This is a genomic window from Roseateles sp. P5_E11 (assembly GCF_054049355.1).
This window is the reverse complement of sequence record NZ_JBFUMO010000021.1, coordinates 1-26,254: the sequence shown is the minus strand read 5'-3', so window position 1 is coordinate 26,254 and position 26,254 is coordinate 1. Positions and strand designations below refer to the sequence as shown.

The 26,254-nt window shown below is 68.3% G+C and carries 26 protein-coding genes; 18 read left to right on the top strand and 8 right to left on the bottom strand.

The features are described 5' to 3' along the window. The 10 genes from ACXJKR_RS03330 to ACXJKR_RS03285 form a co-directional block, all read left to right on the top strand. Positions 1-183 (top strand): peptide deformylase (locus ACXJKR_RS03330; protein ID WP_457320716.1); only part of this gene is annotated, 183 nt, incomplete at its 5' end. Then, positions 183-1,115, top strand: coding sequence for a methionyl-tRNA formyltransferase (fmt, locus tag ACXJKR_RS03325; protein WP_457320714.1), 933 nt, complete (start codon positions 183-185; stop codon positions 1,113-1,115). The genes ACXJKR_RS03330 and fmt, both read left to right, overlap by 1 nt. Positions 1,116-1,170: 55 nt before the next feature. Then, positions 1,171-2,016: a zinc metalloprotease HtpX gene (htpX, locus tag ACXJKR_RS03320; protein WP_457320713.1), complete on the top strand. Its 846-nt coding sequence runs from the start codon at positions 1,171-1,173 to the stop codon at positions 2,014-2,016. Between the two features lie 47 nt (positions 2,017-2,063). Then, the gene (locus ACXJKR_RS03315; protein WP_457320711.1) at positions 2,064-2,438 is read left to right on the top strand and encodes a hypothetical protein; all 375 of its coding nucleotides are present in this window, start codon (positions 2,064-2,066) and stop codon (positions 2,436-2,438) included. Between the two features lie 116 nt (positions 2,439-2,554). Then, on the top strand, positions 2,555-3,313 hold the full coding sequence (locus ACXJKR_RS03310) for a head GIN domain-containing protein (RefSeq protein WP_457320710.1): 759 nt from the start codon (positions 2,555-2,557) through the stop codon (positions 3,311-3,313). A gap of 25 nt (positions 3,314-3,338) precedes the next feature. Then, positions 3,339-4,055, top strand: coding sequence for an AzlC family ABC transporter permease (locus tag ACXJKR_RS03305; protein WP_457320708.1), 717 nt, complete (start codon positions 3,339-3,341; stop codon positions 4,053-4,055). 85 nt (positions 4,056-4,140) lie between these two features. Next, on the top strand, positions 4,141-4,470 hold the full coding sequence (locus ACXJKR_RS03300) for an AzlD domain-containing protein (protein WP_056205211.1): 330 nt from the start codon (positions 4,141-4,143) through the stop codon (positions 4,468-4,470). A gap of 67 nt (positions 4,471-4,537) precedes the next feature. Beyond that, positions 4,538-5,731 carry a phosphoglycerate kinase gene (locus tag ACXJKR_RS03295; protein WP_457320706.1) on the top strand — a complete coding sequence of 398 codons (1,194 nt, stop codon included), beginning with the start codon at positions 4,538-4,540 and terminating at the stop codon, positions 5,729-5,731. Positions 5,732-5,826: 95 nt separating this feature from the next. After that, positions 5,827-7,077: a GGDEF domain-containing protein gene (locus ACXJKR_RS03290; protein ID WP_457320705.1), complete on the top strand. Its 1,251-nt coding sequence runs from the start codon at positions 5,827-5,829 to the stop codon at positions 7,075-7,077. Between the two features lie 76 nt (positions 7,078-7,153). Then, complete coding sequence (locus ACXJKR_RS03285; RefSeq protein WP_457320703.1) at positions 7,154-9,490, top strand: NADP-dependent malic enzyme; 2,337 nt, start codon at positions 7,154-7,156, stop codon at positions 9,488-9,490. Here the strand turns inward: ACXJKR_RS03285 and ACXJKR_RS03280 are convergent. After that, a complete protein-coding gene (locus ACXJKR_RS03280; protein WP_457320701.1) occupies positions 9,423-10,364 on the bottom strand; it encodes a DMT family transporter in 942 nt (313 codons plus the stop codon). The two genes, ACXJKR_RS03285 and ACXJKR_RS03280, sit on opposite strands and share 68 nt — an antisense overlap. Positions 10,365-10,384: 20 nt before the next feature. On the opposite strand from ACXJKR_RS03280, the gene ACXJKR_RS03275 reads away from it, so the two are divergent. The 3 genes from ACXJKR_RS03275 to pyk all read left to right on the top strand — a co-directional run bounded on the left by ACXJKR_RS03275 (position 10,385) and on the right by pyk (position 12,966). Then, positions 10,385-10,978 carry a helix-turn-helix domain-containing protein gene (locus ACXJKR_RS03275; RefSeq protein WP_056205199.1) on the top strand — a complete coding sequence of 198 codons (594 nt, stop codon included), beginning with the start codon at positions 10,385-10,387 and terminating at the stop codon, positions 10,976-10,978. A gap of 16 nt (positions 10,979-10,994) precedes the next feature. Continuing rightward, positions 10,995-11,468: a GNAT family N-acetyltransferase gene (locus ACXJKR_RS03270; protein WP_056205195.1), complete on the top strand. Its 474-nt coding sequence runs from the start codon at positions 10,995-10,997 to the stop codon at positions 11,466-11,468. Between the two features lie 67 nt (positions 11,469-11,535). Continuing rightward, a complete protein-coding gene (gene pyk, locus ACXJKR_RS03265; protein ID WP_056205191.1) occupies positions 11,536-12,966 on the top strand; it encodes a pyruvate kinase in 1,431 nt (476 codons plus the stop codon). Positions 12,967-12,970: 4 nt separating this feature from the next. Here the strand turns inward: pyk and ACXJKR_RS03260 are convergent, their stop codons facing one another. Then, positions 12,971-13,405: a Cd(II)/Pb(II)-responsive transcriptional regulator gene (locus ACXJKR_RS03260; protein ID WP_457320698.1), complete on the bottom strand. Its 435-nt coding sequence runs from the start codon at positions 13,403-13,405 to the stop codon at positions 12,971-12,973. Between the two features lie 78 nt (positions 13,406-13,483). Between ACXJKR_RS03260 and ACXJKR_RS03255 the strand changes: the two genes are divergently transcribed. Next, a complete protein-coding gene (locus ACXJKR_RS03255) occupies positions 13,484-14,116 on the top strand; it encodes a cation transporter (RefSeq protein WP_457320696.1) in 633 nt (210 codons plus the stop codon). Here ACXJKR_RS03255 and ACXJKR_RS03250 read toward each other — a convergent pair. From ACXJKR_RS03250 to ACXJKR_RS03240, 3 genes are all read right to left on the bottom strand, one after another. Next, the gene (locus ACXJKR_RS03250; protein ID WP_457320695.1) at positions 14,088-15,335 is read right to left on the bottom strand and encodes an NRAMP family divalent metal transporter; all 1,248 of its coding nucleotides are present in this window, start codon (positions 15,333-15,335) and stop codon (positions 14,088-14,090) included. The genes ACXJKR_RS03255 and ACXJKR_RS03250 overlap by 29 nt on opposite strands. A gap of 7 nt (positions 15,336-15,342) precedes the next feature. Further along, positions 15,343-16,416 carry an MBL fold metallo-hydrolase gene (locus tag ACXJKR_RS03245; protein ID WP_457320693.1) on the bottom strand — a complete coding sequence of 358 codons (1,074 nt, stop codon included), beginning with the start codon at positions 16,414-16,416 and terminating at the stop codon, positions 15,343-15,345. A gap of 61 nt (positions 16,417-16,477) precedes the next feature. Continuing rightward, the gene (locus ACXJKR_RS03240; protein WP_056205179.1) at positions 16,478-16,951 is read right to left on the bottom strand and encodes a group I truncated hemoglobin; all 474 of its coding nucleotides are present in this window, start codon (positions 16,949-16,951) and stop codon (positions 16,478-16,480) included. A gap of 198 nt (positions 16,952-17,149) precedes the next feature. Here ACXJKR_RS03240 and ACXJKR_RS03235 point away from each other — a divergent pair, with 198 nt between their 5' ends. Beyond that, positions 17,150-17,854 (top strand): substrate-binding periplasmic protein, encoded by a 705-nt coding sequence (locus ACXJKR_RS03235; protein ID WP_457320690.1) that lies wholly within the window; start codon positions 17,150-17,152, stop codon positions 17,852-17,854. 3 nt (positions 17,855-17,857) lie between these two features. Here ACXJKR_RS03235 and cphA read toward each other — a convergent pair whose 3' ends face one another. Both cphA and ACXJKR_RS03225 read right to left on the bottom strand, forming a co-directional pair. Next, positions 17,858-20,431 carry a cyanophycin synthetase gene (gene cphA / locus ACXJKR_RS03230; protein ID WP_457320689.1) on the bottom strand — a complete coding sequence of 858 codons (2,574 nt, stop codon included), beginning with the start codon at positions 20,429-20,431 and terminating at the stop codon, positions 17,858-17,860. A 14-nt stretch (positions 20,432-20,445) separates the two neighbouring features. Then, the gene (locus tag ACXJKR_RS03225) at positions 20,446-22,620 is read right to left on the bottom strand and encodes a cyanophycin synthetase (protein ID WP_457320687.1); all 2,175 of its coding nucleotides are present in this window, start codon (positions 22,618-22,620) and stop codon (positions 20,446-20,448) included. A gap of 101 nt (positions 22,621-22,721) precedes the next feature. Here ACXJKR_RS03225 and ACXJKR_RS03220 point away from each other — a divergent pair, with 101 nt between their 5' ends. Genes ACXJKR_RS03220 through ACXJKR_RS03210 form a run of 3 tightly spaced genes read left to right on the top strand, consistent with a single transcriptional unit; the run spans position 22,722 to position 25,929 of the window. Continuing rightward, positions 22,722-24,968, top strand: a complete 2,247-nt coding sequence (locus tag ACXJKR_RS03220; protein ID WP_457320685.1) for a cyanophycin metabolism-associated ABC transporter — start codon at positions 22,722-22,724, stop codon at positions 24,966-24,968. Next, on the top strand, positions 24,961-25,455 hold the full coding sequence (locus ACXJKR_RS03215; protein ID WP_457320683.1) for a RidA family protein: 495 nt from the start codon (positions 24,961-24,963) through the stop codon (positions 25,453-25,455). The genes ACXJKR_RS03220 and ACXJKR_RS03215 overlap by 8 nt, the downstream gene beginning before the upstream one ends. Beyond that, complete coding sequence (locus ACXJKR_RS03210; RefSeq protein WP_457320681.1) at positions 25,456-25,929, top strand: cyanophycin metabolism-associated DUF1854 family protein; 474 nt, start codon at positions 25,456-25,458, stop codon at positions 25,927-25,929. 51 nt (positions 25,930-25,980) lie between these two features. On the opposite strand, the gene ACXJKR_RS03205 is transcribed toward ACXJKR_RS03210, so the two are convergent. Continuing rightward, positions 25,981-26,254 (bottom strand): ferritin-like domain-containing protein (locus tag ACXJKR_RS03205; protein ID WP_457320680.1); only part of this gene is annotated, 274 nt, incomplete at its 5' end.

The window sequence follows — 26,254 nt, the reverse complement described above, 5'->3', positions numbered from 1 at the left end:
GTCTACGAGTTCGAGGCCGATGGCCTGCTGGCCGTGTGCGTGCAGCACGAGATGGACCACCTGCTGGGCAAGGTCTTCGTCGAATACCTGAGCCCGCTCAAGCGCGACCGCATCAAGACCAAGATGGTCAAGAAGACGCGCGAGGAAGAGCTCGAGGCCAAAAAGCGTAACCAAAGGTTGTGATGCGCGTCGTCTTTGCTGGCACGCCAGAATTCGCTGCCGTTGCGCTGGACGCGTTGCTGGCCGCCGGCTTCACGGTTCCGCTGGTGCTGACCCAGCCCGACCGCCCGGCCGGGCGTGGCATGAAGCTGCAGGCTTCGGCGGTCAAGCAGCGCGCCGTTGCGGCAGGCATCCCGGTCGCCCAGCCGCAGGGCCTGAAACTGGACGGCAAATATGCCGCCGACGCGGCCGCGGCGCGCGAAGCGTTGCGGGCGGCGGATGCCGACGTGATGGTCGTCGCCGCCTATGGCCTCATCCTGCCGCAATGGGTGTTGGACCTGCCTCGGCGCGGCTGCCTGAACATCCACGCCTCGCTGTTGCCGCGCTGGCGCGGCGCGGCGCCCATCCACCGCGCCATCGAGGCCGGCGACGCCGAGACCGGCATCACCATCATGCAAATGGATGCGGGCCTGGATACCGGCGACATGCTGCTGATCGGCCGCGAGACTATCCGCGCCGACGACACGACCGCGGCCCTGCATGACCGGTTGGCCGAACTGGGCGGTCGCCTGATTGTCGAGGCTCTGCAGGCGCCCAGCCTGGCGCCGACGCCCCAGCCCGGCGAGGGCGTCACCTACGCGCACAAGATCGAGAAGGCCGAGAGCGCCATCGACTGGACGCTGCCCGCTGTCGTGATCGAGCGTCGGCTGCGCGCCTTCGATCCCTTCCCCGGCGGCCAGGCGACACTGGCCGGCGAGGCGCTCAAGGTTTGGCGGGCCGAGGTCGTTGAAGGCCGGGGTAAGCCGGGTGAAGTCATCGCCGCCGGGCCGGAGGTTGCTTGTGGTGAAGGCGCTTTGAAACTGACCGAACTGCAACGCGCCGGGGGCAAGCGCGGGCCGGCTTCGACCTTCCTCCAGGCCCGGCCGATTGCCGTCGGCGAACGCTTCGACGCTTGAAACCCCGGGTGCGTGGCACCATCTCCCACGTATTCCTGACTTCCGGGCCGGTGACATGTTCAATCTGGTGAAAACCGCTGTCCTGATGGCCGCCATCACGGCGCTGTTCATGGCCGTCGGGTCCTGGATCGGCGGCCAGGCCGGCATGCTGATCGCGTTGCTGGTGGCCGTTGGCATGAATTTTTTCGCCTATTGGTTTTCGGCCGACATGGTCCTGCGCATGTACAGCGCACGGCAGGTGGACGAGAGCACGGCGCCGCAGTTCTATCGGATGGTTCAGGAACTGGCGCAACGGGCCGGCCTGTCCATGCCCAAGGTCTATTTGATCGACGAGGAAGCACCGAACGCCTTCGCGACCGGCCGCAACCCGGAGCATGCCGCCGTCGCGGCAACGACGGGCATCCTGCGCGTGCTGTCCGAGCGCGAGTTGCGTGGTGTCATGGCCCATGAACTGGCCCATGTGGCGCACCGGGACATCCTCATCAGCACCGTCAGCGCGACGATGGCCGGTGCGATCTCGATGCTGGCCAACTTCGCCGGGCTGTTCGGCGGCCGCGACGAGAACGGCCGGCAGACCAATGTCATCGCCAGCATTGCGATCGCGTTGCTTGCACCACTGGCCGCCACGGTGATCCAGATGGCCATCAGCCGCGCCCGCGAGTTCGAGGCCGACCGCGGCGGCGCGGAACTCTCCGGCGACCCGGCCGCGCTGGCCTCGGCCCTGGACAAGATCCACCGCTACGCTCAGGGCATTCCGATGGCACCCGCCGAGGCTCACCCGGAGACGGCGCAGATGATGATCATGAACCCGCTGTCCGGTGGAGGCCTGCGAGGGCTGTTCTCCACCCACCCGTCGACCGAGGAACGCGTCACGCGCCTGCTCGCGATGGCCAGGCGCTGACTCGCCGTGACCTCAAGTTGCAGCCGCGCCGGCCGATAGCTGAGCCCATGAAGCGCCTTCTTCTTGCCCTGCCCCTGCTCGCAGCCCTGTCGGCCTGCGAGCAGCTTGGCATCGACGACCCCGCCAAAGTGGCCGCTGCCAAGGAAGCCGAGGGCAAGGCCATCGGCAGCGCCTGCCGGCATGCGATGCGTGCCATCGAGGACTGCTACGTCCTCAACCCCAAGGCCCAGAAGGCCGCCGTCTACACCGGCTGGCGCGAGATGGACGAGTACATGCGCGAGAACAAGCTCGAGGGCGTCGCGCCCGTCGTGCCGCGCCCGGGCTCGGTCAAGCCGCCGGCCGACGAGCCTGAGGCCAAGCCGGTCGAGAAAGTCGCTGAAAAGGCGTCTGAAAAGGGCGGCGACAAGGCCAAGGGCCACTGATCCGGCACCTCCAGACGCATTTCGCTCCTTCCATCCTGCGCACTGTCGCGTTGGTCAGGTCCGTCCCGGCGCCGCTTGGCACCATGGGAACCATCAAAACCCCGATGGAGCCCGACATGAACACATCCCGCCGCCTCTTCGCCCTCGGTCTCGTGGCCGCTGCCGTGTTCAGCGGCTCTGCCCAGGCCTGGAGCTGGACCATCAACAGCGAGCGCATCAACGGCAATGGCGACATCGCTAYCGAGGCCCGCGACACGGGCGCCTTCGACKGTGTCGCGCTGACCGGCGGCTTCAACGTCGTCATCCGCCAGGGTTCGGGCAACAAGGTCGAGGTCAAGGCCGACCGCAACCTGCTGCCCCTGATCGAAACCCGCGTCGTCGACGGCAGCAAGGGCCGCACGCTGGAGATCTCGCCCAAAAAGGGCGTCAATGTGCACAGCTCGACCAACCCCAGCCTGACCATCGAGATGCCGGCCCTGCGCTCGATCGCTGTGGCCGGCTCCGGCACCGTCAAGGTCGAGGCCATGAAGACAGCCGGCGTCGACGCCTCCATCGCCGGCTCCGGCGACATCCGCTTCGCGGGCCTGGACGCCGAACGCCTGGGGATGAAGGTCAGCGGCAGTGGTGACATCGTCGCGGCCGGCCGCTGTGCCAGCGCCCAGGTGACCATCGCCGGCAGCGGCGACGTGAAGGCGGCCGACCTGGTGGCGGAAGACGTCAAGGTCAGCATCGCCGGTAGCGGCGACGCCCAGGTCAACGCGACCAAGCGCCTGAATGTCTCCATCGCTGGCAGCGGCGACGTGAAGTACGCGGGCTCGCCGGAGATTTCGTCCTCCGTCGCCGGCAGCGGCAAAGTCCGTCGCATCGGGCAGTGATTGAAGTGCCGCCGACAATGGCGGCATGAGTCTGACTTCCAGGTTGCGCGCGCTCGCGGCCGACCCCGATTTCCGCCACGGCGCGCGCGACATGGCCTCGCCCTCCCTGGGCCTGGCGGCCTGGGGCCTGGTGACCGGTGTGACCATGGTCAAGAGCGGGCTCAGCATCCCGCTCGCCATGGGCATGTCGCTGCTGGTGTTTGCCGGCAGCGCGCAGCTGACGGCCCTGCCGCTGATCGCCTCCGGCGCGCCGCTGTGGGTGCTGCTGGCCACGGCCTTCTGCGTCAACCTGCGCTTTGTCATCTTCAGCGCGCAATGGCGCAACTACTGGGGCCATCTGCCCAGGGCGCGCCGGCTGCTGAGCGGCTATGTCGCGGCCGACCTGAACTTCGTCTACTTCGTCAAGCGCTATCCGKACCCCGTGCCGGTGCCGGGCCAGCAACGCTATTTCTGGGGTGGCGTGGCCGTCAACTGGCCGACCTGGCAGGCCTGCTCCTTCGCCGGCATCCTGCTGGCCGACCGCATTCCGCCGCATTGGGGCATTGGCTTCGCCGGCGTGCTGGCGCTGCTGGGACTGTCCTATTCGCTGCTGACCGAGAAGGTGCTGTGGTGGGTGGCTGTGACGGCTGGCGCTGTGTCGATTGCCACCTATGCGTTGCCGCTCAAGCTCAACATCCTGTGCGCCATCTTTGCGGCGGGCGCCGTAGGCTGGTGGCTGGACGCGCGAAAGGCCAGGGCATGAGCGCGCGCCGAACGCCGGGCCGTCCCAAGTCGGCGCGCATCCCCTCGAGGGATCGGTCGGCGTACTCGACGACCGAGGGGCGGACATGAGCGATGCGATGACCTGGGTGGCGCTGTTCGGCCTGGCCGGCATTTCCGTCCTGACGCGCAGTTTCTTCATGATTGGCGAGAAGCCCCTGCCCATTCCGGACTGGCTGCGCGAACTGCTCAAGGTTGCACCGCTGGCGGCCCTGGTCGCGGTCGTCGCGCCCGAGATCTTCATGACGCAGGGCCAGCTCATCACGACCTGGCAGGATGCGCGCTGGCCCGCGGCGGTGGCCGCGACGGCCTACTACTTTTGGCGCAAGGGCATCCTGGGCACCATCCTCGTCGGCATGGCGGTCATGCTGCCTTTGAAGCTCGGCCTCGGCTGGTAACCGCGCCGGAACGGCGGGCGGCGAGAATCGCGGCAGTTTCGGTTTCTCATCAACTGCCCCGCCCACCATGAACGTCATCCGCTTCTCCGACCTGATCGCCGCCGGCAAGGTGGCCGGCCAGCGCGTCTTCATCCGCGCCGACCTCAACGTGCCGCAGGACGACACCGGCAAGATCACCGAGGACACCCGCATCCGCGCCTCGTTGCCGGCCATCAGGATGGCCCTGGACGCCGGCGCCGCCGTCATGGTCACCTCCCACCTGGGCCGCCCGACCGAGGGTGAGTTCAAGCCTGAAGATTCGCTGGCACCGGTGGCCGAGCGCATGGCCGAGCTGCTGGGCCGCCCGGTGCCGCTGCAGCGCGACTGGGTCGATGCCGTCTCCGTCGCGCCGGGCCAACTGGTGCTGCTGGAGAACTGCCGCGTCAACAAGGGCGAGAAGAAGTGCAGCGAGGAGCTGTCCAGGAAGCTTGCCGCCTTGTGCGACATCTTCGTGCACGACGCCTTCGGCACGGCCCATCGCGCCGAGGCCACCACCTACGGCATCGCCAAGTACGCCAAGATCGCTTGCGCCGGCCCGCTGCTGGCAGCCGAGATCGACGCCATCACCAAGGCGCTGGCCAACCCGCGCCGCCCGCTCGTCGCTATCGTTGCCGGCTCCAAGGTGTCGACCAAGCTGACCATCCTGCAAGCCCTGGCGAGCAAGGTCGACGGCCTCATCGTCGGCGGCGGCATCGCCAACACCTTCATGCTGGCCGCAGGCCTGAAGATCGGCAAGTCGCTGGCCGAGCCGGATCTGATCGATCAGGCCAAGTCCGTCATCGATGCGATGGCTGCGCGCGGCGCCGACGTGCCCATCCCCGAAGACGTCGTGACGGCCAAGACCTTCTCCGCGGGTGCCACGGCGGCGGTCAAGGCGGCCACCGACGTGGAGGACGACGACCTCATCCTCGACATCGGCCCCAAGACGGCCGCCAAGCTGGCCGAGAAGCTCAAGGCCGCCGGCACCATCGTCTGGAACGGCCCGGTCGGCGTGTTCGAGTTCCCGGCCTTCGCCCATGGCACGGAGGCCATCGCCCGCGCCATCGCCGAGAGCGTTGCCTTCAGCATTGCCGGTGGCGGCGACACGCTGGCTGCGATTGCCAAGTACGGCATCGAGAAGGACGTGGGCTACATCTCCACGGGCGGCGGCGCCTTCCTGGAGGTGCTGGAAGGCAAGACGCTGCCGGCCTTCAAGATCCTGGCCGAGCGCGCAGCGGGCTGATACAAGTCCGCCGCTGGGGGCGGTCATGATTTCACGTTCAGCGTCGGCCGCTCCCACCGCCCGGCGTTACCGGCCGACACAATTGCCGGATGGTTTTGCGCTGGCTTCTCGCCCTGCTCGTCGTCACGACGCTGCTGGGCCTTTATGCCAACGAGCATTGGATGACCCGCCACCTCGTGCTCGATGGGCGCGGGGCTGGGCAGCATCTGGAGATCGTCGACGACCGCAGCAGCGGCGGCAAGAGCGAAGCCAGGCTGGACCCGGCCGCCGGTGGCCCAGTGGCGATGCATTGCGAGGTTCGCCCCGGCTACGAATGGCCCTACTGCGAATTGCAATTCGAGATGAAGGGCCGGGCCCTGGATCTGCGCAATTTCAGCCATATCCGCCTATGGCTGCACGCGGAGGGCCCATCGCTGGACCATCAGGCGCCACAGGTGCGCGTCTTCCTGCGCAATGCCAACCCGGCCTATACGAAGCCGGGTGACGCCGAAAGCCTCAAGCCCCAGGAGGTCACCTTCGCGCCCGGCGCCCAGCCCCAGCCGGTGGAAGTGCGGCTGTCGCAGTTCGCCGTCAGCTCGTGGTGGGCCCAGACACATCAACTGCCCGTATCCCTGGTGGGCCCGGAGATGGACAGCATCCGCGTCATCAGTTTCAGCACCAGCGGCCAGGTGGCGCCGGGCCAGCACCTGATCCGCGTGAACCGCGCCGAACTCGTCGGTGACTGGGTCGCTCCCGAGACCTTCCGCCTCGGCCTGGTTGGCCTGTGGATGTTCAGCCTGCTGGGCTATCTGGTCTGGGAAAGCTGGACGGTGCACGGGCGCCTGCGCTTGTCGATGAAACGCTCGCGAGCGCTCGAGAAGATGGCCTTGCGCGACCCGCTGACGCGTGTGGCCAACCGCGATGGCCTCAACCGTGCACTGGACCTGCTGCTGCAAGTGCAGGGCGACATGAGCTTCCCGCTGTCGGTCGTCTTCGTCGACGTCGACCATTTCAAGCGTGTCAACGACCAGCATGGCCACGAGGTCGGCGACCAGGTGCTGGTGCTGCTGGCCCGCACGCTGCGCGCCAACCTGCCGCGTGACGACCTGCTGGCGCGCTGGGGCGGCGAAGAGTTCGTCATCGTCATGCCGCAGACGCCGGCCGAGGAGGCCGTGGCCGTGGCCGAGCGGCTGCGCCAGGTGCTGGCGCGCGTCGAGTGGCCGGCCGCGCTGAAGGTCACTGCGAGTTGGGGCGTCGCCCAGGCCGCGGCGGCGGCGGATGTCGAGGCTGCGTTGCGCGAGGCCGACCAGGCCATGTACCGCGCCAAGCATGAAGGCCGCGACCGGGTGATATCGGCTTCGGCATAGATCGCCAAAAAACCTGCATCGGCGGGGGCTGAAACGCGGCGTAACCTTGAGGGTTCCTCCCTGGAGAGTCACCCTCATGGAAAAGAACAACGCTCCCTTGTCGCCTGCCGAAGCTGCGCTGCGCGAAGCCGCTCTGGACTATCACCGCAGCCCGACGCGCGGCAAGATTTCGGTCACGCCGACCAAGGCGCTGTCCAACCAGCGCGACCTGTCGCTGGCCTACTCGCCGGGCGTGGCCTATCCCTGCCTCGACATCGAACGCGACCCGTCGCTGGCGGCCGACTTCACGTCGCGCGGCAACCTGGTGGGCGTCATCACCAACGGCACCGCCGTGCTGGGCCTGGGCGACATCGGCCCGCTGGCCGCCAAGCCCGTCATGGAAGGCAAGGGCTGCCTGTTCAAGAAGTTCGCCGGCATCGATGTGTTCGACATCGAGCTCGCCGAGCGCGACCCGGATAAGCTGATCGACATCATCGCGGCGATGGAGCCGACGCTGGGCGGCATCAACCTCGAGGACATCAAGGCGCCTGAGTGCTTCTACATCGAGCGCGAGCTGTCCAAGCGCATGAACATCCCCGTCTTCCACGACGACCAGCACGGCACGGCCATCATCTCGTCGGCCGCGCTGCTCAACGGCCTGGAGCTGGTGGGCAAGGACATCGCCAAGGTCAAAGTGGCGGTGTCGGGCGCGGGTGCCGCGGCCATCGCCTGCCTGGACGTCATGGTGGGTTTGGGCGTGAAGCGCGACAACGTCTTTGTCTGCGACTCGCGCGGCGTCATCCAGTCCGAACGTGAAGACGCGAAGGCCGGCAAGCTGGACGAGTCCAAGCAGCGCTATTGCCAGATCACGGCGGCGCGCACACTGGCCGATGTGGTCGATGGCGCCGACGTCTTCCTCGGCTGCTCGGCCGCCGGGGTGCTGACGGCCGACATGGTCAAGACCATGGCCACCCAGCCCATCATCCTGGCGCTGGCCAACCCCGAGCCCGAGATCCGCCCCGAGTTGGCCAAGGCCGTGCGGCCGGACTGCATCATGGCCACGGGCCGCAGCGACTACCCCAACCAGGTCAACAACGTCCTGTGCTTCCCCTACATCTTCCGCGGCGCGCTGGACTGCGGCGCGACCAAGATCACCGAAGGCATGAAGCTCGCCTGCGTGCGCGAGATCGCGGCGCTGGCCAAGGCCGAGACCAGCGATGAAGTGGCCGCGGCCTATGCCGGCCAGGAACTGGCTTTTGGCCCGGAATATCTGATCCCCAAGCCGTTTGACGCGCGGCTGATCCTGCGCATTGCGCCCGCGGTCGCTGCGGCTGCGGCGGCCGACGGCGTGGCCACGCGGCCGGTGACAGACCTCGTCGCCTACCGCCAGTCGCTGGAGCGCTTTGTCTACCAGACCGGCATGTTCATGCGCCCCGTGTTCGCCACCGCGAAGGCCGAGTGCGCACGCGTCATCTATGCCGAGGGTGAGGACGAGCGCGTGCTGCGTGCCGTGCAGGTGGCCCTGGACGAGGGCCTGTGCAAGCCGACGCTGATCGGCCGACCGGCGGTGCTCAAGGCGCGCATCGAGCGCGCCGGCCTGCGGCTGAAGCTGGGTGAAGACGTTGCCGTCATCGACCCCGAGGACGACCCGCGCTTCCGGCAGTACTGGGAGGCCTACTACGCCCGCATGAAGCGCAACGGCTTCACGCCCGAGATGGCCAAGTCCGCCGTGCGGCGCTCCAACACGGCGATCGGTGCGCTGGCCATCGAGCTGGGCGACGCCGACGCGATGATCTGCGGCATGGTCGGCCGCTTCGACCGCCACCTGGAGCAGGTGCGCGACCTCGTCGGCCTTCGCGAAGGCGTGCGCCAGTTCGCCGCGATGAACGCGCTGATCCTGGAGCAGATGACGCTCTTCATCACCGATACCTTCGTCAACGACGACCCGAGCGCCGAGGAGCTGGCCGACATCGCCGCGATGGCTGCCGAGGAGGTGAGCCGCTTTGGCCTGCCGCCCAAGCTGGCTTTCGTCAGCCATTCGATGTTTGGCTCCAGCACGCGGCCGTCGGCCGTCAAGATGCGCCGCGCCCACGAGCTGTTCTCGGCCGCCCACCCTGAAGTCGAATGCGACGGTGAAATGCATGGCGACGCGGCCCTTTCCGAGAGCGTGCGCCAGGCCTTTCTGCCCGACAGCAAGCTCAAGGGCGCTGCCAACCTGCTGGTGCTGCCGACGCTGGATGCGGCCAACATCCTCTTCAACGTGCTGAAGATCAGCGCCAGTCACGGCGTCACGGTCGGCCCCATCCTGCTGGGCGCGGCAGCCCCCGTGCACATCCTGACGCCCTCCGCGACGGTGCGCCGCATCGTCAACATGACGGCTCTGGCGGTTGCGGACGTGCGGGAAGCCCGCGAGGCCCGTTCAGCGCAGGGCTGAACTGCGCCAGCGCCACACCGGCGAGGATGACGCCGGCGCCGAGCAGCTTGGGCGCGCTGAACTGCTCACCGCCCCACAGCCACGCGATGAGGCCGGCCACCAGCGGCATCAGGTAGATCAACGGCGCGGTGCGGGCCACGCCGCGCTTCTCGTTGGCCCAGCCCCAGGCCAGCCAGCCCAGGAAGCCGCCGCCGATGACCTGCCAGGCCAGGCCCGGCCATACCCATGTGGGCTGCGTCGCCCAGTCCAAGGACACCAGTGCCGGCGAGCACCACAGCAGCATCGGCAGCGTGCAGACCAGGCTGCCATAACCCAGCACCGTCACACCGCCGTGGTGCTGGATCAGCGGCTTGCTCGCCACCGTGTAGTAGCTGAAGAGAGCGGCGGCGGCCAGCAGGGTCAGGTCGCCCAGGCCGGCCTGCCAGTTGGCGGCGAGCAGCTTGTCCGATGTGAAAACCAATGCGCCGGTGGCCGCCATCGCCACGCCGACGACCTGGCCCGCGGAGAGTTTCTCCACGCCGGTCGCGCGCAGGATCAGCAGCGTGAACACCGGCCCGCAGGCCAGCAGCACGCTGGCGCTGAAGGCGGTGGAGCCCTGCATGCCGTAGGCCGACAGCAACAGGTGCAGGCCTTGGCCGATCAGCGTCAATCGCACCAGCGGCCAGACTTCGCCGCGGTCCAGTCGCGGCCAGCGCATGCCGAAACGCCAGCACAGCAGGGCCACGGCACAGAAGGGCATCAGCAGGTAGCGCAGCCCCAGGAAACCCGTCGGGCCGACCTGGTTGAACAAGGCCTTGGACAGTGGGAAATTGACGCCCCAGGTCAGCACGACGGCCATAGCGGCGATCAATGGAGCGAGCTGGCGGTCCTTCATATCGGCTAGCATATTCTCATATGAGAGAAGAATTCTCTGAATTGAGCGAAGAGGGGCAGTTCGAGCGTCAACTGGCCGAGCGGCTGGCTGCGCTGCGCACGGCCGCCGGCTGGTCGCTGGACGAGTTGGCTTTGAAAAGCGGCGTCAGCCGCGCAACGCTGAGCCGGCTGGAGCGCGCCGAGACCAGCCCGACGGCGACGCTGCTGTCGCGCCTGGCCCGTGCCTACGGCCTGCCGTTGAGCCGCCTGCTCGCCGAAGCCGAGGCCTTGCCCGTGCGCCTGTTGCGCGCCGCCGACCAGCCACGCTGGCACGACGTGCAGAGCGGCTTCGAGCGACTGATGCGCTGTCCGCCCCTGGCCGGCTTCGCGACCGAGGTCATCGAGGGCCGTCTCGCGCCCGGCGCCGAGCTGGCCTACGACGAGCCCACCGTCGCGCGCCTGGAACACCACCTGTGCCTGCTGGAAGGCCGGCTGCGGCTGACTCTGCAGGGGCAGGTCTTCGAGCTGGGCGCTGGCGACTCGATCAGCTTTCGCTGCCTTGGGCGCAGCGTTTTCACCAACCCCGGGGCCGAATCAGCGCGCTATCTGCTCGCGATGACGGTGCCTTCCCTGTAACTGGTATCCAACCACCATGAGTTCCGAACTGCCCGCCCGCCTTGCGCCGCTGGACCCCGGTCACCCCGATGCGCGGCGTCTGATCGCGCTGTCCGAGGCCTATATGGGCGCGCTCTATCCCAGCGAGAGCAACCACTTCGAGCCCGCCGATGGCCTGCGCCCACCGCAGGGCAGCTTCTACGGGCTGTGGCGTGGCGAGCAGCTCGTCGGCTGCGGCGGCGTCAAGCACTTCGACGCGGACGGCTATGGAGAGATCAAGCGTCTTTTCGTGCTGGATAGCGAGCGTGGCCGTGGCGTCGCCCGGCAGCTGATGGCGCAGTTAGAGGCCGAGCTGACCGAACGCGGCCTGCGGATCGCGCGGCTGGAGACCGGTATCCACCAGCCCGAGGCCCTGGCGTTGTACCGGCGTCTGGGCTACTCGGAGCGCGGGCCCTTCGGCGGCTACACGCCTGATCCATTGAGCTCCTTCTTCGAGAAGGTGTTGGGTTGAAACACGACGAAACTCGCGCGAGGCTTGGCGGACCATAATTCCGCGCCTTCCAAGAATCGAGACAGCCATGACCCGCGCCACCAAGATCGTCGCCACCCTCGGCCCTGCTTCCAACACGCCGGAGATCCTGGAGAAGATGATCCGCGCCGGCGTCGACGTCGTGCGGCTGAACTTCTCCCACGGCAAGGCGCAGGACCACATCGACCGCGCGACCATGGTCCGGGAAGCCGCGCAACGTGTCGGCAAGTCGGTGGCCATCATGGCCGACCTGCAGGGCCCCAAGATCCGCGTCGGCAAGTTCGAGGGCGGCAAGATCGAGCTGATCCCCGGCGCGCCCTTCATCCTGGACGCCGACCGCACCGAGCTGGGCAACCAGGACATCGCCAGCCTCGACTACAAGGAACTGCCGCGTGACGTGAAGCCCGGCGACACGTTGCTGCTCAACGACGGCCTGCTGGTGCTGACCGTCGAGTCCGTGCGCGGCGCGCAGGTCCACACCATCGTCAAGCTCGGCGGCGAGCTGTCCAACAACAAGGGCATCAACAAGCAGGGCGGCGGCCTGACGGCACCGGCACTGACAGCCAAGGACATGGACGACATCAAGACCGCGATGTCCTTCCAGTGCGAATACCTGGCCGTCAGCTTCCCCAAGAACGCCACCGACATGGAAATGGCGCGCCAGCTGGCCAACGTGGCCGGCGAGGCTTATCGCCACAAGCCGGCCATGATCGCCAAGATCGAGCGCTACGAAGCCATCCCCCACCTCGAAGCCATCCTGAAGGCCAGCGACGGCATCATGGTGGCGCGCGGCGACCTGGCCGTGGAAGTGGGCAACGCGGCCGTGCCGGCGCTGCAAAAGCGCATGATCAAGATGGCCCGCGAGCTGGACAAGGTGTCCATCACGGCCACGCAGATGATGGAGTCCATGATCGTCAACCCGGTACCCACGCGTGCCGAGGTCAGCGACGTGGCCAACGCCGTGCTGGACGGCACCGATGCCGTCATGCTGTCGGCCGAGACGGCTGCCGGCAAATACCCCATCGAGACCGTCGAGCAGATGGCCAACATCGCGCTGGAAGCCGAGCGTGCCGAGTTTGTCAGTCTCGACACCGACTTCGCTGGCCGCCAGTTCGGCCGCATCGACCAGTCCATCGCCATGGGCGCGCTGTTCACCGCCTACCACCTGGGCTGCAAGGCCATCCTGGCCCTGACCGAATCCGGCTCGACGGCACTGTGGATGAGCCGCCACCGCATTCAGGTGCCCATCTTCGGCCTGACGACCCAACCGGTCAGCCAGCGCAAGATGGCGCTCTACCGCAATGTGCTGCCGCTGTTGATGCCCAAGTTCGAGGACCGCGACGTGGCCCTGGCCGCCGCGGAAAAGATCCTCGTCGAGCGCGGTGTGCTGATGCCCGGCGACACCTATGCCATCACCTGCGGCGAGCCGATGGGCTACCCCGGCGGCACCAACATGCTGAAGGTCTGCCGGGTCGGCTGATGCCCTAGTGGCTGTGGCCGACGTGGCTCTTGGGCGGTAGCTCGGCGCCCGGCTCGGCCAGCCCTTCGAGGATGGCGCAGGCCGGCTCGTTGCCCTGGCAGCGGGCGCGCAACGCGCGCAATTCCTTCTCCAGTTCCTGCAGCGCCGTGATGCGCGCGCTGACGTGGTCGATGTGCGCGTCCAGCAGCGCATGCACACCTGCTCCGTTGGCGCCACCGTGCCCGTCGCCCTGCAGCGCCAGCAGCGCCCGCACCTCAGCCAGGTTCATGTCCAGCGAGCGGCAGCGGCGGATGAAGTGCAGGCGCTCGACATCAGGCGGGCCATAGACGCGGTATCCAGCATCCGTGCGCGGTGGCGGCGCCAGCAGGCCCTCGCGCTCATAGTGGCGGATGGTGTCGACCTTTGTTCCGGTCAGGCGGCTGAGTTCTCCGATACGCATGTGACGATTCTCGGCTTGACTCTGGTGTGGCTCCAGGGTTTGCAATAGCGGCAGTTTTCAGCCAAGGTCTTCTCCACCATGAGCCACGCCTGCCACCACCATCACGATGAACCCAGCCCCGGCAATTCGCCGGCCTACCGCCGCGTGCTGTGGGCGGCACTGCTGATCAATGCGGCCATGGCCGTCGTCGAGATCACGACCGGCTGGCGCGCCGGGTCGCTGTCGCTGTGGGCCGATGCGCTGGATTTCATCGGCGACGCAGCCAACTATGGCGCGTCGCTGGCCGTGCTGTCGGCCGGGCTGCTGTGGCGGGCGCGGCTGGCCTGGGTCAAGGGTTGGGCGATGGCGGTGTTCGGCGTTGGTGTGTTGGCCCGCGCGGCCTGGGCCGCCTGGGCGGGCGAGCCACCGCAGGCCGCGACCATGGGTATCGTCGGCACGCTGGCCCTGCTGGCCAATGTGGGTGTGGCCGTGATGCTCTATGCCTGGCGCGAAGGCGACGCCAACATGCGCGCGGTCTGGCTGTGCAGTCGCAACGACGCGCTGGGCAATGTGGCCGTCGTGGCCGCTGCCGGTGGCGTGGCGCTGACCGGCCAGGCCTGGCCCGACTTGCTGGTGGCCGTCATCATGGCCGGCCTCGCCTTGCATTCGTCGCGCGTGGTGCTGCGCCACGCGCGTGAAGAACTCAGACCAGCGCCAGTGCCAGTGCGGTAAGCGCCATCACGCCGGTGGCAGCCCAGCCCATGCGGCGCAGCCTGGGGCCGATGACATGCTCGCCCATGACGGATTCGCGCGTGGCCAGCACCATCATCGCGGCCATGATGGGCACAGCGCTGATGCCATTGAACACCGCCGACCAGAACAGCGCCTTGACCGGGTCCAGCGGCGCGAAGCACAGGGCCACGCCGCCCAGGGTCGCGACGGCGATGACGCTGTAGAAGCCGCGTCCCTCGCCGCGTTCGAGCTTGAGGCTCAGGCTGTCGCGCCAGCCGGCCACCTCGGCCACCGCGTAGGCCGCCGAGCCAGCCAGCACCGGCACGGCCAGCATGCCCGTGCCGATGATGCCCAGGCTGAACAGCAGCGCCGCATGCTCGCCCGCGATCGGCCGCAGCGCCTCGATGGCCTGGGCCGAAGTCTGGATGTCGTGCACGCCTGCGGCATGCAGCGTTACGGCCGTGGACAGCATGATGCAAAMGGCGATGAGGTTGGAAAAACCCATGCCGACATGCGTGTCCAGCTTGATGCGGCGCAGATGGCGCTTCACGTCGGCTGGCTTGCAGGGGCGGCCTGCGCAGTCCTCGACCTCCTGGCCCGCCTGCCAGAAAAACAGATAGGGGCTGATCGTCGTGCCGAACAGCGCCACCAGCATCAGCACCGTGTCACGGTTCCATTTCAGCTCGGGCCGTATCGTGTGCAGCAACACCTCGCCCCAGTCCAGGCCCAGCACGATGACGACGCCGACATAGGCCAGCAGTGCCAGCGTCAGCCACTTCAGCCAGCGCACATAGCTCTGGTAGGCGAGGAAGACCTGCATCAGCACGCTGACCACGCCGAAGGCGATCGCGTAGATCAGCGCCGGGCCGCCCACCAGCATGTGCAGCGCGCTGGACATGGCGGCGATGTCGGCGGCGATGTTCAGCGTGTTGGCTGCCAGCAGCAGGCCTACCAGCGCCAGCAGCACAGGGCGCGGGAACGTGCGCTTCATGTTGGCCGCCAGGCCGCGGCCGGACACATAGCCGATGCGGGCGCTGACGATCTGGATCGCGGCCATCAGCGGCAGGGTGAAGACGACGCTCCACAACATGCCGTAGCCGAACTGCGCGCCGGCCTGGGAGTAGGTGGCAATGCCGCTCGGGTCGTCGTCCGCCGCGCCGGTGATCAGCCCGGGGCCGAGCTCATGGAAAGGCCGACGAAGACGGGCAAGGAGAGTCATGGCGTGGCTAGCCTAGCCGCGAGGATGGGGGCAGCCTGTCGGCAAGTTCCTCGGGCGGCTGTCGGATTTGGCGAAGCGGCAGACGCCGTGTCTCACCGATGGCCAACGTGAAGAAGGCTTCCTCAGCCAGCCCGAGCGCCGCGCGCTGCCGTTCGAGCTGGCGGGGCGGCTCGTCCAGCGCCTCGTCGGTCAGCTCGAAGGTGCCCCAGTGCACGCCCAGCGAGCGCTTGGCGCCGAGGTCGGCGTGGATCTTCAGCGCTTCCTCTACGTTGACATGCTGGCTCTGCATGAACCAGCGCGGCTCGTAGGCACCGATGGGGATCAGCGCGATGTCGAAGCTGCCGCCTTGATGAGGCTGCTGGCGCTCGGCGAAGCGCTCGCGGATGTCGGTGAAGTCGCGCGAATAGCCGGTGTCGCCGGCRAAGAAGAGCTGGCAGTCCGGTGCGAACACGGCGAAGCCGCCCCACAGCGTCTTCATGCGATCGTTCAGGCCACGCGCCGACCAGTGCTGGGCCGGGACGAGCACGATGTCCACGCCGGCGAGGCGCTCGGCCTGCCACCAGTCCAGTTCCACGACGCGCTCGATGCCGCGTGCCTGGAACCAGGCCCTGAGGCCCAGTGGCACGACGAAGAGCGGGCTGCCGCCGGGCTGGCGCGCGAGGCTGCGTACCGAAGCCAGGTCGAGGTGGTCGTAGTGGTTGTGCGAGACGAGCACGGCGTCGACGTGGGGCAACTCGGCCAGCGCCACGCCTGGCGGCTGCTCGCGCTTCGGCCCGGCAAAGGGCAGCGGCGAGGCGCGCCCGGAGAAGATCGGGTCGGTCAGCAGGTTCAGGCCGCCAAGCTGGGTCAGCACGGTGGCGTGGCCGATCCAGGTCACCGCCGGCTGCTGCGCAGCGCCGTGGTTGGTGCGGATGAAGCCGAGATCGGCAKGCTGCGTCGGGATGGGCTCGGCCGGGCGCGGTGGCAGGCCGCGACGGGAGGCGTTCCAGCGCCAGCGGATCACGTCCGCCAGCGACTTGGGCTCGAAGTCGCCGTGGTTGTTCTGGAAGCCGCCGTTGCGGTGGTGCGGGGGCAAGCTCATGAGGAAACGCCGGGCCGCGTCCAGTGTGAGTCGGGCTGGGCGAATGCCGGGCCTGGGAGCTTCATTTCGTGATGATGTCGCGGTGGAAATGGGCCATGCGGGCCAGCAACTGGTTCTGCACGCCGAAGGGCACGTTGGCCCTGTCCATGGCGCGCTGCAGGTGCTCGACCAGGGTGTTGAAGTCGCCTTTGCCAATGCCCAGGTGGGCGTGCGCGTCCTTCATGCCCACGCCGTCGTAGACGCAGGGGCCGCCGGCAACGACGCAGAAGTAGTCCGCCAGCACGCGCTTGAGGTGCTTCATGTTGATGCCGTCGAAGAAGCGCGCGATGCGCGCGTCCTGCAGCAGGGTGTCGTAGAAATCGTTGGTGAAGCGCTGGATGGCTTCCTGGCCGCCGAGCTGCTGGTAGAGCAGGTCATCGTGGGGAATCGGGGCCACGCCGGGGCGGACCGTGCTGGCCTGCGTCTGGGCATGGGCCAACGGCACCGCCAGGGCCCAGGCCAGGGTGAGGGCGGCGAACGACAGGCGGGACTTCATCGGCGGGTGTGGCAGGTGACCGGCGAGTCTAGCGATGCGACCCTGGGCGTGGCGTGCCGGGTCGGCAGGTTTTCGTGCGCCGGTCACGGTCCGCTGGCCGGCTGGCCACCCTGCGCTCGCCCTGGATTGGCGGGCACGGCATGATGCAGTCCCATGGTCGGGACGCGGCGATATTGGGTGCGAAGGGGAGTGGGCGGCATGGCCGCGCTGCTGCTGAGCCCGCTTGCCGGTGCCGAACCTGCCCGGCCGCTGGTGATGCTGGTGGAGACCAGCGCGCTGATGCCGCATGCCCGCATCGAGGGCGACCGCGTCATCGAAGGCCTGAACCTGGACATCGGCCAGGCCCTGGCGCGGCGCCTGGGCCGCGATCTGGTGGCCCGCCCGACGCCGCGCAAGCGCCTGGCCGAAGCCCTGCAACGCGGCGAGGGCGACTTGTTGTGCGACTACCAGAGCGACTGGCTGCCCGGCGCCTTCGCGTGGAGCCGGCCCTTCCTGCCTGACCAGGCCCTGCTCGTCAGTGCCGCCGCGGTGCCGCCACCGGCCTCGTTGACAGCGTTGACAGGGCAGCCCATCGGCACGGTGCGCGGCTACGTCTATCCGGAGATGGCCGACGCACTGCGATCAGGCTTCCTGCGCGACGACGCGCCCGATGCGGTGGCCAATCTGCAGAAACTCGAACTCGGCCGCATCCGCCATGCGTTGACCGGCCGGCGCGTGCTGGAGTACCAGCAGCGCATCGGTCACTTCAAGCTGCCCCTGCATCCGCCGCTGGTCGTGTCGGAAGTGCTGGCCCAGTGCGCGTTGTCGCCGAGCAGCCCGGTGGGCCTGGCGGCGTTGAACACCGCAATCCAGGGCCTGGTCAGCGAAGGCGAACTGAATCGCCTGCTGGCCAGGTACCGCTGAGCCTCAGCCGGCGGCAATGCGCTGAGYCAGATGGGCCAGCGCCTCTTCCACCTGATCCACCAGCACCAGGCAGAGGTCGCCCGGCTGCAGGCGTTCCAGTGCGCGGTCGATGGCCGTGAACTCACCGACGATCTCCTCGACATGCCGGGTGCGTGACGCGCCTTCCAGCCCGGCACGCAGCAGGGCCACGACCTCGCCGGCCGCGCGGCCGCGCTGGCAGGCGTCTTCGTAGAGGATGACCTCGTCGAAGGCGCCGCCGAGGATCTCGGTCTGCACGCGGATGTCCTCGTCGCGGCGGTCACCAGCGCCGCTGATGACGACGCTGCGGGTCTTGGCCGGCAATGCCGCGACGGCACCGACCAGGGCCTTCATCGCGTCGCCGTTGTGGCCGTAGTCGGCGATGACGGTGGCGCCGCGGTAGTCCATGACGTTGAAGCGGCCCGGCGCGTTGTCGGCGTCATTGGCGAAGCTGGCTACGCCGCGGCGGATGGTGTCCCAGTCCAGGCCCACGGCCCAGGCCGCGGCCACCGAAGCCATCGCGTTCTCGACCTGGAAGCCGATGAGGCCGCCACGCGTGATGGGGATGTCGCGCAGCGGGATGCTCTCGCGCCAGACGCCCTGGGCCGCAATGAGCTGGTCGCCGTCCACATAGACGCAGCGCTTGCCCTGGGCGCGGTGGGTTGCCATCAGCGGGTGGTGGCGGTCGGCGGCGAAATAGATGACCTGGCCGGGGCAGACCGAGCTCATGCTGGCCGTCAGCGGGTCGGTGGCGTTCAGCACCGCGTAGCCGTTGGGCGCGACGTTCTGCACGATGACGCGTTTGACCAGCACCAGGTCCTCAGCCGTGTGCAGGAAGTTCATGCCGAGGTGGTCGCCCGCGCCGACGTTGGTGACCACGGCGACCTGGCAGCGGTCGAAGCCCAGGCCTTCACGCAGGATGCCGCCGCGGGCGGTCTCCAGCACGGCGGCCTCCACGTCCGGGTGCATCAGCACATTGCGGGCGCTTTTGGGGCCGGAGCAGTCGCCGCTGTCGATCTGGCGGCCATCGACATACACGCCGTCGGTGTTGGTCATGCCGACCTTGAGGCCGCAGCTGGCAAACAAGTGCGCGATCAGCCGCGTGACGGTGGTCTTGCCATTCGTGCCGGTGACGGCGACGACGGGGATGCGCCCGTCCTCGGCCATGCCGCCCGATTTGTTGCCGGTGCCGAACAGATGGCCGACGATGCCCTCGCCGACATTGCGGCCCTTGCCATAGCTGGGGCTCAGGTGCATGCGCAGGCCCGGTGCCGCGTTGACCTCGACGATGCCGCCGTTGATCTCTTCGAGCGGCCGCAGCACGCTCTCGGCGACGACGTCGACGCCGCAGACGTGCAGGCCGACGACCTGGGCCGCCGCGATGGCACGGGCGGCGACTTCGGGGTGGACGTCGTCCGTCACGTCGGTGGCGGTGCCGCCGGTGGACAGGTTGGCGTTGTTGCGCAGGATGACGCGCTGGCCCTTGTCGGGCACCGACTCGGGCGCCAGGCCCTGCTGGGTCAGGCGCGCGACGGCGATGTCGTCGAAGCGGATCTTGGTCAGCGACGTCGCGTGGCCGTCACCGCGGCGCGGGTCGGAATTGACCTTGTCGACCAACTGCTTGACCGTGTGCACGCCGTCGCCGATGACATGCGGCGGATCGCGTCGCGCGGCGGCGATCAGCTTGTCGCCGATGACGAGCAGCCGGTAGTCGGAGCCAGGCAGGAACTTCTCGACCATGACGGGGCCGATCTCGTCGGCCGCCTTGTAGGCAGCCTCAAGCCCCAGGCGTGTCGTCACGTTGACGGTCACGCCCTTGCCCTGGTTGCCGTCCTGCGGCTTGACGACGACGGGCAGGCCGATCTCCTGGGCCACGGCCCAGGCATCGTCCACCGAGTCGACCGGCCGGCCGATGGGCACCGGCACGCCGGCGGCCTGCAGCAACCGCTTGCACAGGTCCTTGTCCTGGGCGATGGACTCGCTGACCGCGCTGGTGGCGTCGACCTCGGCGGCCCAGATGCGGCGCTGCTTGGCGCCCCAGCCGAACTGCACCAGGCTGCCTTGCGTGAGGCGGCGGTAGGGAATGCCGCGCGCCAGGGCCGCATTGACGATGGAGCCGGTGGAGGGGCCGAGGCGGATGTCCTCGTCGAGCTCGCGCAATCGGGCCAGCGTCGCGTCGGCATCGAACTCGCCACCGTTCAGTGCAGCGAGCACGAGCTTGAGCGCCTGCTCGAAGGCCAGCCGGCCGACGTCTTCCTCGCTGTACTCGATGACGATCTGATAGGTGCCGGCCTCGGGCGTGACATGGGTCTGGCTGAAGGTCACCGGGCAGCCGGCCTGGGCCTGCAGGGCCAGCGTGGCCTGCTCGAGCACCTGGGCCAGCGAGGCGTCTCTGCGCAGCTCGCCGACTGAGGGAAAGAGCTGGCGCAGCCGCGGCTCGAAGCCGGGCAGGCGCTCGAGCGAGCGCTCGGACTCGTTGCAATGCACGACGGCTTCGATGGCCGTGTGGCGGCTCCACATGTTCGGGCCGCGCAGCGCGCGGGTGCGGGAAACGTCCATGAGTCGTGTTCTTTTCAGGCGAGGTGCAGGTTGGGCACGAAGGTGTCGAGCCCGGCGGCGATCAGCTCGGGCGAGATGCCCAGGGCCCAGGCGGCGGCGACGGCGGCAAGCAGCGTCGAGGCATCGATGGCCTGGTCGCCAAAGCGGCGCAGCAGGGCCTCGATGTTGGCGCCCGGCGTCTCGGCCGGGCCATGGGCCAGTACGGCGGCGCCGCCGCGCAGGAAGACGGCGCGCCCGCCGCGGTCGCGGTGGTGCTGCAGAGCCTCGAGGCTGCCGTCCTCCGCGTAGAAGACGACCTCGCCGTCGCTCAGCTCGGCCATGTCGACCAGGCGCGGGTGGGCGGCATTGAGCACGCTGGCGCCGTCGCTGAGCACGACGTCGATCTGGGTGCGCAGCACCTTGTAGAGCTGGTCGACGTCCTGCACGTCGAACTCCGCCAGCGCGGCGATGCCGTCCAGATCGGTAACGACGCCGACGGCGGCGCGGTCATAGGCCAGGCCATCGCGCAGGATGGAGGCAGCATCGTTCTCGATGACGACGGCGTTGACGCCGCGGTTCATCAGGAGGCGGTGGGCGGCGTCCCAGCGGGCGCTGTCGCGCTTCTCGACGCGGCGCGTGCCCAGGAAGAGGCCGTCGCGGCAGGCCAGGCCGACATGGCGCCCGTTCAGGTGCAGCAGCCACGCGACCAGGCGCGTGATCTGGCGCCCGCCGCGCGAGCCAGCCACGCCGACGATGGGGATGCGGCCGGTCTCGTCCTCGGCGAACAGGTGGTCGATGATGGCCTGGCCGACGGGCTGCGGCGCGCCTCCGGCGGGCTTGAGGTGCATCAGCAGACCCGGGCCGGCGTTCACTTCGACGATGGCGCCGCCGGTCTCGGACAGCGGCTTGGAGATGTCCTCGGTGACGAGGTCGACGCCGGCGATGTCCAGGCCCACGGTGCGGGCGGCGAGCGACACGGCATGCGCCACCTCGGGGTGGACCTCGGGCGTGCAGTCGATGGACACGTTGCCATTGCGCTGGATCAGCACGGCCTTGCCGGCCGCGGGCACGGCCTCGGGCGACATGCCCTGGCGTTGCAGGTCCAGCAGCAGGGCGGTGTCTTCGTGCACGCGGATGCGGTTGAGCGGGAAGTCCTCGCTCAGGCCGCGGCGCGGATCGGTGTTGATCTGGCTTTCGACCAGTTGCTCCACGGTCTGGCGGCCGTCGCCGTGCACCCAGGCGGCTTCGCCGCGCGCGGCCGCCACCACCTGGCCGCCCACGACGAGCACGCGGTGCTCATTGCCGGGGATGTAGCGCTCCACGAGCACCGAGGAGCCGTGGCGGGCCGCCAGCGCGAAGGCGGCCTCGCAGTCGGCCTCGGTCGCGATGTCCAGGGAGACGCCGCGGCCATGGTTGCCGTCGCTGGGCTTGACGACAACGGGCAGGCCGGTGTCCTGTGCCACCGTCCAGGCCTCGGCGGCGGTCTTGACCTCCTGGCCTTCCGGCACGGGCACGCCCACGGCCTTCAGCAGCGTCTTGGTCAGGTCCTTGTCGCTGGCGATGCCTTCGGCAATGGCGCTGGTCATGTCGGTCTCGGCCGTCCAGATGCGGCGCTGGCGCGCGCCGTGGCCAAGCTGCACCAGGTTGCCGTCGTTCAGGCGGATGTGGGGAATGCGGCGGTCCGTGGCCGCGGCGACGATGGCCGCCGTGGAGGGGCCCAGGTAGCAGTCGTCCAGCTTGTCGCGCACGCGGGCCACCGCGGCGGGCGCGTCGAAGGGCTGGTCGTTGATGACGGCCATGATCAAGGCATGACCCTCGGCCAGGGCCGCGCGGGCGACCTGCTCGTCACGCGCCCGGAACACCATGCGGTAAACGCCGCGCTGGCTGGTGGAGCGGGTCTGGCCGAAGCCGGTCGGCATGCCGGCCAGGTTGAGCAGCTCGATGACGATGTGCTCCAGCACATGGCCGCACCAGGTGCCTTCGGTCAGCCGTTCCAGGAAACCGCCGCGCTCACCGACGCCGCAGTGGTGCTCGACGAGGTTGGGCAGGGCGGCCGTCAACCGCTCGTTGAAGCCCGGCAACACATGGCTGGGGTGGTCTTCCAGCTCGCCGAGGTCCAGCCAGACCTCCAGCACCGGCCGGTAGGTCCACATATTGGGCCCGCGCAGGTAATTGATGCGCAGCAGGCGGATGTCGTTCTTCTGGCTCATGGAGCGTATCGAGTAAGGGGTTGTGCGCGGTGCAATCGCGTGGAATTGTGCGCTGAACTCATGGCGGAGAATCGCCGCAGCCCGTAAGAGCCAACAACAACATGCAAGACCTTCCTCCCGCTGCAGTGCTTCATCCCCAAACAGCCGTCCTTCAGGGGCGGCTCATGGCTGGCGAGAACGTGGTGGCCCTGCTGGAGGTTGACCTGGATGCCCAGGGCCACTTCGCGCAAGGGCTGATCGCGCTGACGAATTCACGCCTGCTGGCCCTCGATCCCACCAGCGCCAGCTGGGCCGAACACACGCTGGTGCCGGGCTTGAGCCTCAAGCTCAGCGACCATGGCGGCCTGGCCTTCATGGAGCTGTTCGACGCCGACCGGCGCCTGGCGCGCTGGCGCTTCACGCTGGCCTGCAATCCGGCGGCGGTGCGCTTTGCCGACGCCTTCGGCCGCGAGGTGCAGCGCCTTTCGGGCCATGTCGTGCTCGAAGAGGCCGATGACGGCGAGGACTCGACCTTCGATTTCGGCGAGGCCAGCAAACCGCCGAGCACCTGGGTGCTGCTGCGGCTGTGGCGCTTTGCGCGGCCCTACCGGGGCCAGCTCTTGCTGGGCTTCTCGCTCATGCTCGGCTCGATTGGCGCAACCCTGGTGGCGCCTTACCTGAGCATGCCGCTGATGGACAGGGTGCTGATCCCGTTCCAGAACGGCCAGTCGATCGACACCAGGCTGGTCGGGTCGCTGCTGGGTGGCCTGCTGGGTGCGGCGTTGTTCTCGTGGTTRCTGGGCTGGGCCAAGACCTATCTGCTGGCGCTGGTGTCCGAGCGCATTGCCGCCGATCTGCGCACGGCGACCTTCGAACATCTGCTCGGCCTGTCGCTCGAATACTTCGGCAACAAGCGCACCGGCGACCTGATGGCGCGCATCGGCTCCGAGACCGACCGTATCAGCGTGTTCCTGAGCCTGCATGCGCTGGACTTCATCACCGATGTGCTGATGCTCCTGATGATCTCGGCGATCCTGTTCAACATCCACCCGGGCCTGGCGCTGGCCACCCTGGTGCCCTTGCCCTTCATCGCCTGGATGATTCATCTGGTGCGAGACCGGCTGCGCACCGGCTTCGAGAAGATCGACCGCGTCTGGGGCGAGGTCACCAACATCCTGGCCGACACCATCCCGGGCATCCGCGTCGTCAAGGCCTTTGCCCAGGAGAGGCGCGAGGCGCAGCGTTTTCGGGAGGCCAACGCCAAGAACCTGGTCGTGAACGACCGCCTCAACAAGACCTGGAGCCTGTTCGGCCCCACGGTCTCGCTGCTGACCGAGATGGGCCTGCTCGTCGTCTGGGGTGTGGGCATCTGGCTGATCTCGCACCAGAGCATCACGGTCGGCACGCTGACAGCCTTCCTGGCCTACATCGGCCGCTTCYATGGCCGGCTGGATTCGATGAGCCGCATCGTCTCGGTCACGCAGAAGGCCGCGGCGGGCTCCAAGCGCATCTTCGACATCCTGGACCACGTCTCCAACGTGCCCGACCCGGTCAACCCCCAGCCCTTCGAGAACGTGACCGGCGCGATCTCGATGCAGGGCCTGGACTTCCGCTACGGTTCGCGCTCGGTCATCCGCAACCTGAACCTCGACATCCGCCCCGGCGAGATGGTCGGCCTGGTGGGCCACAGCGGCTCGGGCAAGAGCACGCTCGTCAACCTGATCTGCCGCTTCTATGACGTGACCGAGGGCGCCATCAAGGTCGATGGCGTGGACCTGCGGCGCATCAGGGTGACCGACTACCGCCGCCACATCGGCCTCGTGCTGCAGGAGCCCTTCCTGTTCTTCGGCACCATCGCCGAGAACATTGCCTACGGCAAGCCRGAGGCCACGCGTGACGAGATCGTCGCAGCCGCGCGCGCCGCGCATGCCCACGAGTTCATCCTGCGCCTGCCGCATGGCTATGACAGCCTCGTCGGTGAGCGCGGCCAGGGCCTGTCGGGCGGCGAGCGCCAGCGCATCTCCATCGCCCGGGCGCTGCTGATCGATCCGGCCATCCTCATCCTCGACGAAGCGACCTCAGCCGTGGACACCGAGACCGAGAAGGAGATCCAGCGCGCGCTGGACAACCTCGTCAAGGGCCGCACCACCATCGCCATCGCCCACCGCCTGTCCACGCTGCGCAAGGCCGACCGCCTCGTTGTCATGGACCGCGGCGAGATCGTCGAGCTGGGCCCGCACGACGAACTGATCGCCCGCCAGGGCCACTATTGGCGCCTCTGGGAAGCTCAGGTCCGCCGCGTGGACCAGGAAGACCTGGAGGAGCATGCCGTGACCCCCAACCCCAGCGCCCACACCACCGATGCTTGATACCGCCCTGCACGACCGTGACCGCGAGCTGGATGCCGCCAGCGCGGAACATGGCTTCGACCCCGCCGTTCCCCTGCAGATTGGCGGGCGCTACAGCCCGCTGGTGCGTGACGGCCGAACCCTCTACCTGAGTGGCCAGATTCCGCGCATCGGCGACCACATCGCGGTGGCTGGCGTCGTCGGCGCCGAGGTCAGCCTGGAACGCGCCAAGCGTGCCGCAGCCATCTGCGCGCTGCGCGCGCTGACCCTGCTGCGCCAGGAGCTCGGCAGCCTGAATCGGCTGCAAACCGTGCTCAGAATGACCGTGTTCGTTCATTGCGATGCCGGTTTCACCCAGCAGAGCGAGGTGGCCGATGGCGCCTCCGACCTGATCTGGCGCGTGCTGGGCACGGCCGGTGCTCACACGCGCACCACGGTCGGCGTGCTGCAGCTGCCCAAGAACGCGGCGGTCGAACTCGACCTGATCGCGACCTCCGCGGAGTCCTGAATGTCCACACTGCCCTTCCGCGACCTGCGTCTGGACGCCCTCGGCCGGCTGCTGTTGACCGACCTGAACGGCGACAGCCATGTCGGCGTCACACCGGTGCGTGCCCACCCGATCTCGGCGCCGGACGAGGGCCTGTCCCTGGTCGGCTCGCACGGCCATGAGCTGGCCTGGGTGGAGCGCCTGTCAGCCCTGCCCGAAGGGCCGCGCCGGTTGCTGGAGGCCGAACTGGCCGCCCGCGAATTCCACCCGACCCTGCTGCGCCYGATCTCCGTCAACACCTTCGCCACGCCCAGCACCTGGCGCATCGAGACCGACCGCGGCGAGGTCGACTTCGTGCTCAAGAGCGAGGAAGACATCCGCCGCCTGGAAGAGGGCCGCCTGCTGATCACTTCCACCCATGGCGTGCAGTTGCAGGTGCCGGATCGCTGGGCGCTGGACAAGCATTCCAAGCGGCTGCTGGAACGCTTCCTCTGAGACAAGAAAAAGCCGCCTGCAAGAGGCGGCTCGGCGCGAGGGTGAGGGTGCTCAGCTGGGCTCGCTCATCTGCGACTGCAGATAGTTCTGCTCGCCAACGGTGGTGACGAGTTCCAGCTGGGTTTCGAGATGGTCGATGTGTTCCTCGGTGTCGTCGAGGATTTGCACGAAGATCTCGCGGGACACGTAGTCGCGCACCTGCTCGCAGTAGGCGACGGCTTCCTTCAGGTGGACGTGCGAGGCCTTTTCGATGATCAGGTCGCAGCTCATGGTCTCGACGGCGTTCTCGCCGATGTAGAGCTTGCCGAGGTCCTGCAGGTTGGGC

Bases quoted from the DNA above. Each gene is read 5' to 3' on its own strand.
- fmt (WP_457320714.1), top strand. From the start codon at position 183: ATGCGCGTCGTCTTTGCTGGCACGCCAGAATTCGCTGCCGTTGCGCTG.
- htpX (WP_457320713.1), top strand. From the start codon at position 1,171: ATGTTCAATCTGGTGAAAACCGCTGTCCTGATGGCCGCCATCACGGCG.
- ACXJKR_RS03315 (WP_457320711.1), top strand. From the start codon at position 2,064: ATGAAGCGCCTTCTTCTTGCCCTGCCCCTGCTCGCAGCCCTGTCGGCC.
- ACXJKR_RS03300 (WP_056205211.1), top strand. From the start codon at position 4,141: ATGAGCGATGCGATGACCTGGGTGGCGCTGTTCGGCCTGGCCGGCATT.
- ACXJKR_RS03295 (WP_457320706.1), top strand. From the start codon at position 4,538: ATGAACGTCATCCGCTTCTCCGACCTGATCGCCGCCGGCAAGGTGGCC.
- ACXJKR_RS03285 (WP_457320703.1), top strand. From the start codon at position 7,154: ATGGAAAAGAACAACGCTCCCTTGTCGCCTGCCGAAGCTGCGCTGCGC.
- ACXJKR_RS03280 (WP_457320701.1), bottom strand. From the start codon at position 10,364: ATGAAGGACCGCCAGCTCGCTCCATTGATCGCCGCTATGGCCGTCGTG.
- ACXJKR_RS03275 (WP_056205199.1), top strand. From the start codon at position 10,385: ATGAGAGAAGAATTCTCTGAATTGAGCGAAGAGGGGCAGTTCGAGCGT.
- ACXJKR_RS03270 (WP_056205195.1), top strand. From the start codon at position 10,995: ATGAGTTCCGAACTGCCCGCCCGCCTTGCGCCGCTGGACCCCGGTCAC.
- pyk (WP_056205191.1), top strand. From the start codon at position 11,536: ATGACCCGCGCCACCAAGATCGTCGCCACCCTCGGCCCTGCTTCCAAC.
- ACXJKR_RS03260 (WP_457320698.1), bottom strand. From the start codon at position 13,405: ATGCGTATCGGAGAACTCAGCCGCCTGACCGGAACAAAGGTCGACACC.
- ACXJKR_RS03255 (WP_457320696.1), top strand. From the start codon at position 13,484: ATGAGCCACGCCTGCCACCACCATCACGATGAACCCAGCCCCGGCAAT.
- ACXJKR_RS03240 (WP_056205179.1), bottom strand. From the start codon at position 16,951: ATGAAGTCCCGCCTGTCGTTCGCCGCCCTCACCCTGGCCTGGGCCCTG.
- ACXJKR_RS03235 (WP_457320690.1), top strand. From the start codon at position 17,150: ATGGCCGCGCTGCTGCTGAGCCCGCTTGCCGGTGCCGAACCTGCCCGG.
- ACXJKR_RS03225 (WP_457320687.1), bottom strand. From the start codon at position 22,620: ATGAGCCAGAAGAACGACATCCGCCTGCTGCGCATCAATTACCTGCGC.
- ACXJKR_RS03215 (WP_457320683.1), top strand. From the start codon at position 24,961: ATGCTTGATACCGCCCTGCACGACCGTGACCGCGAGCTGGATGCCGCC.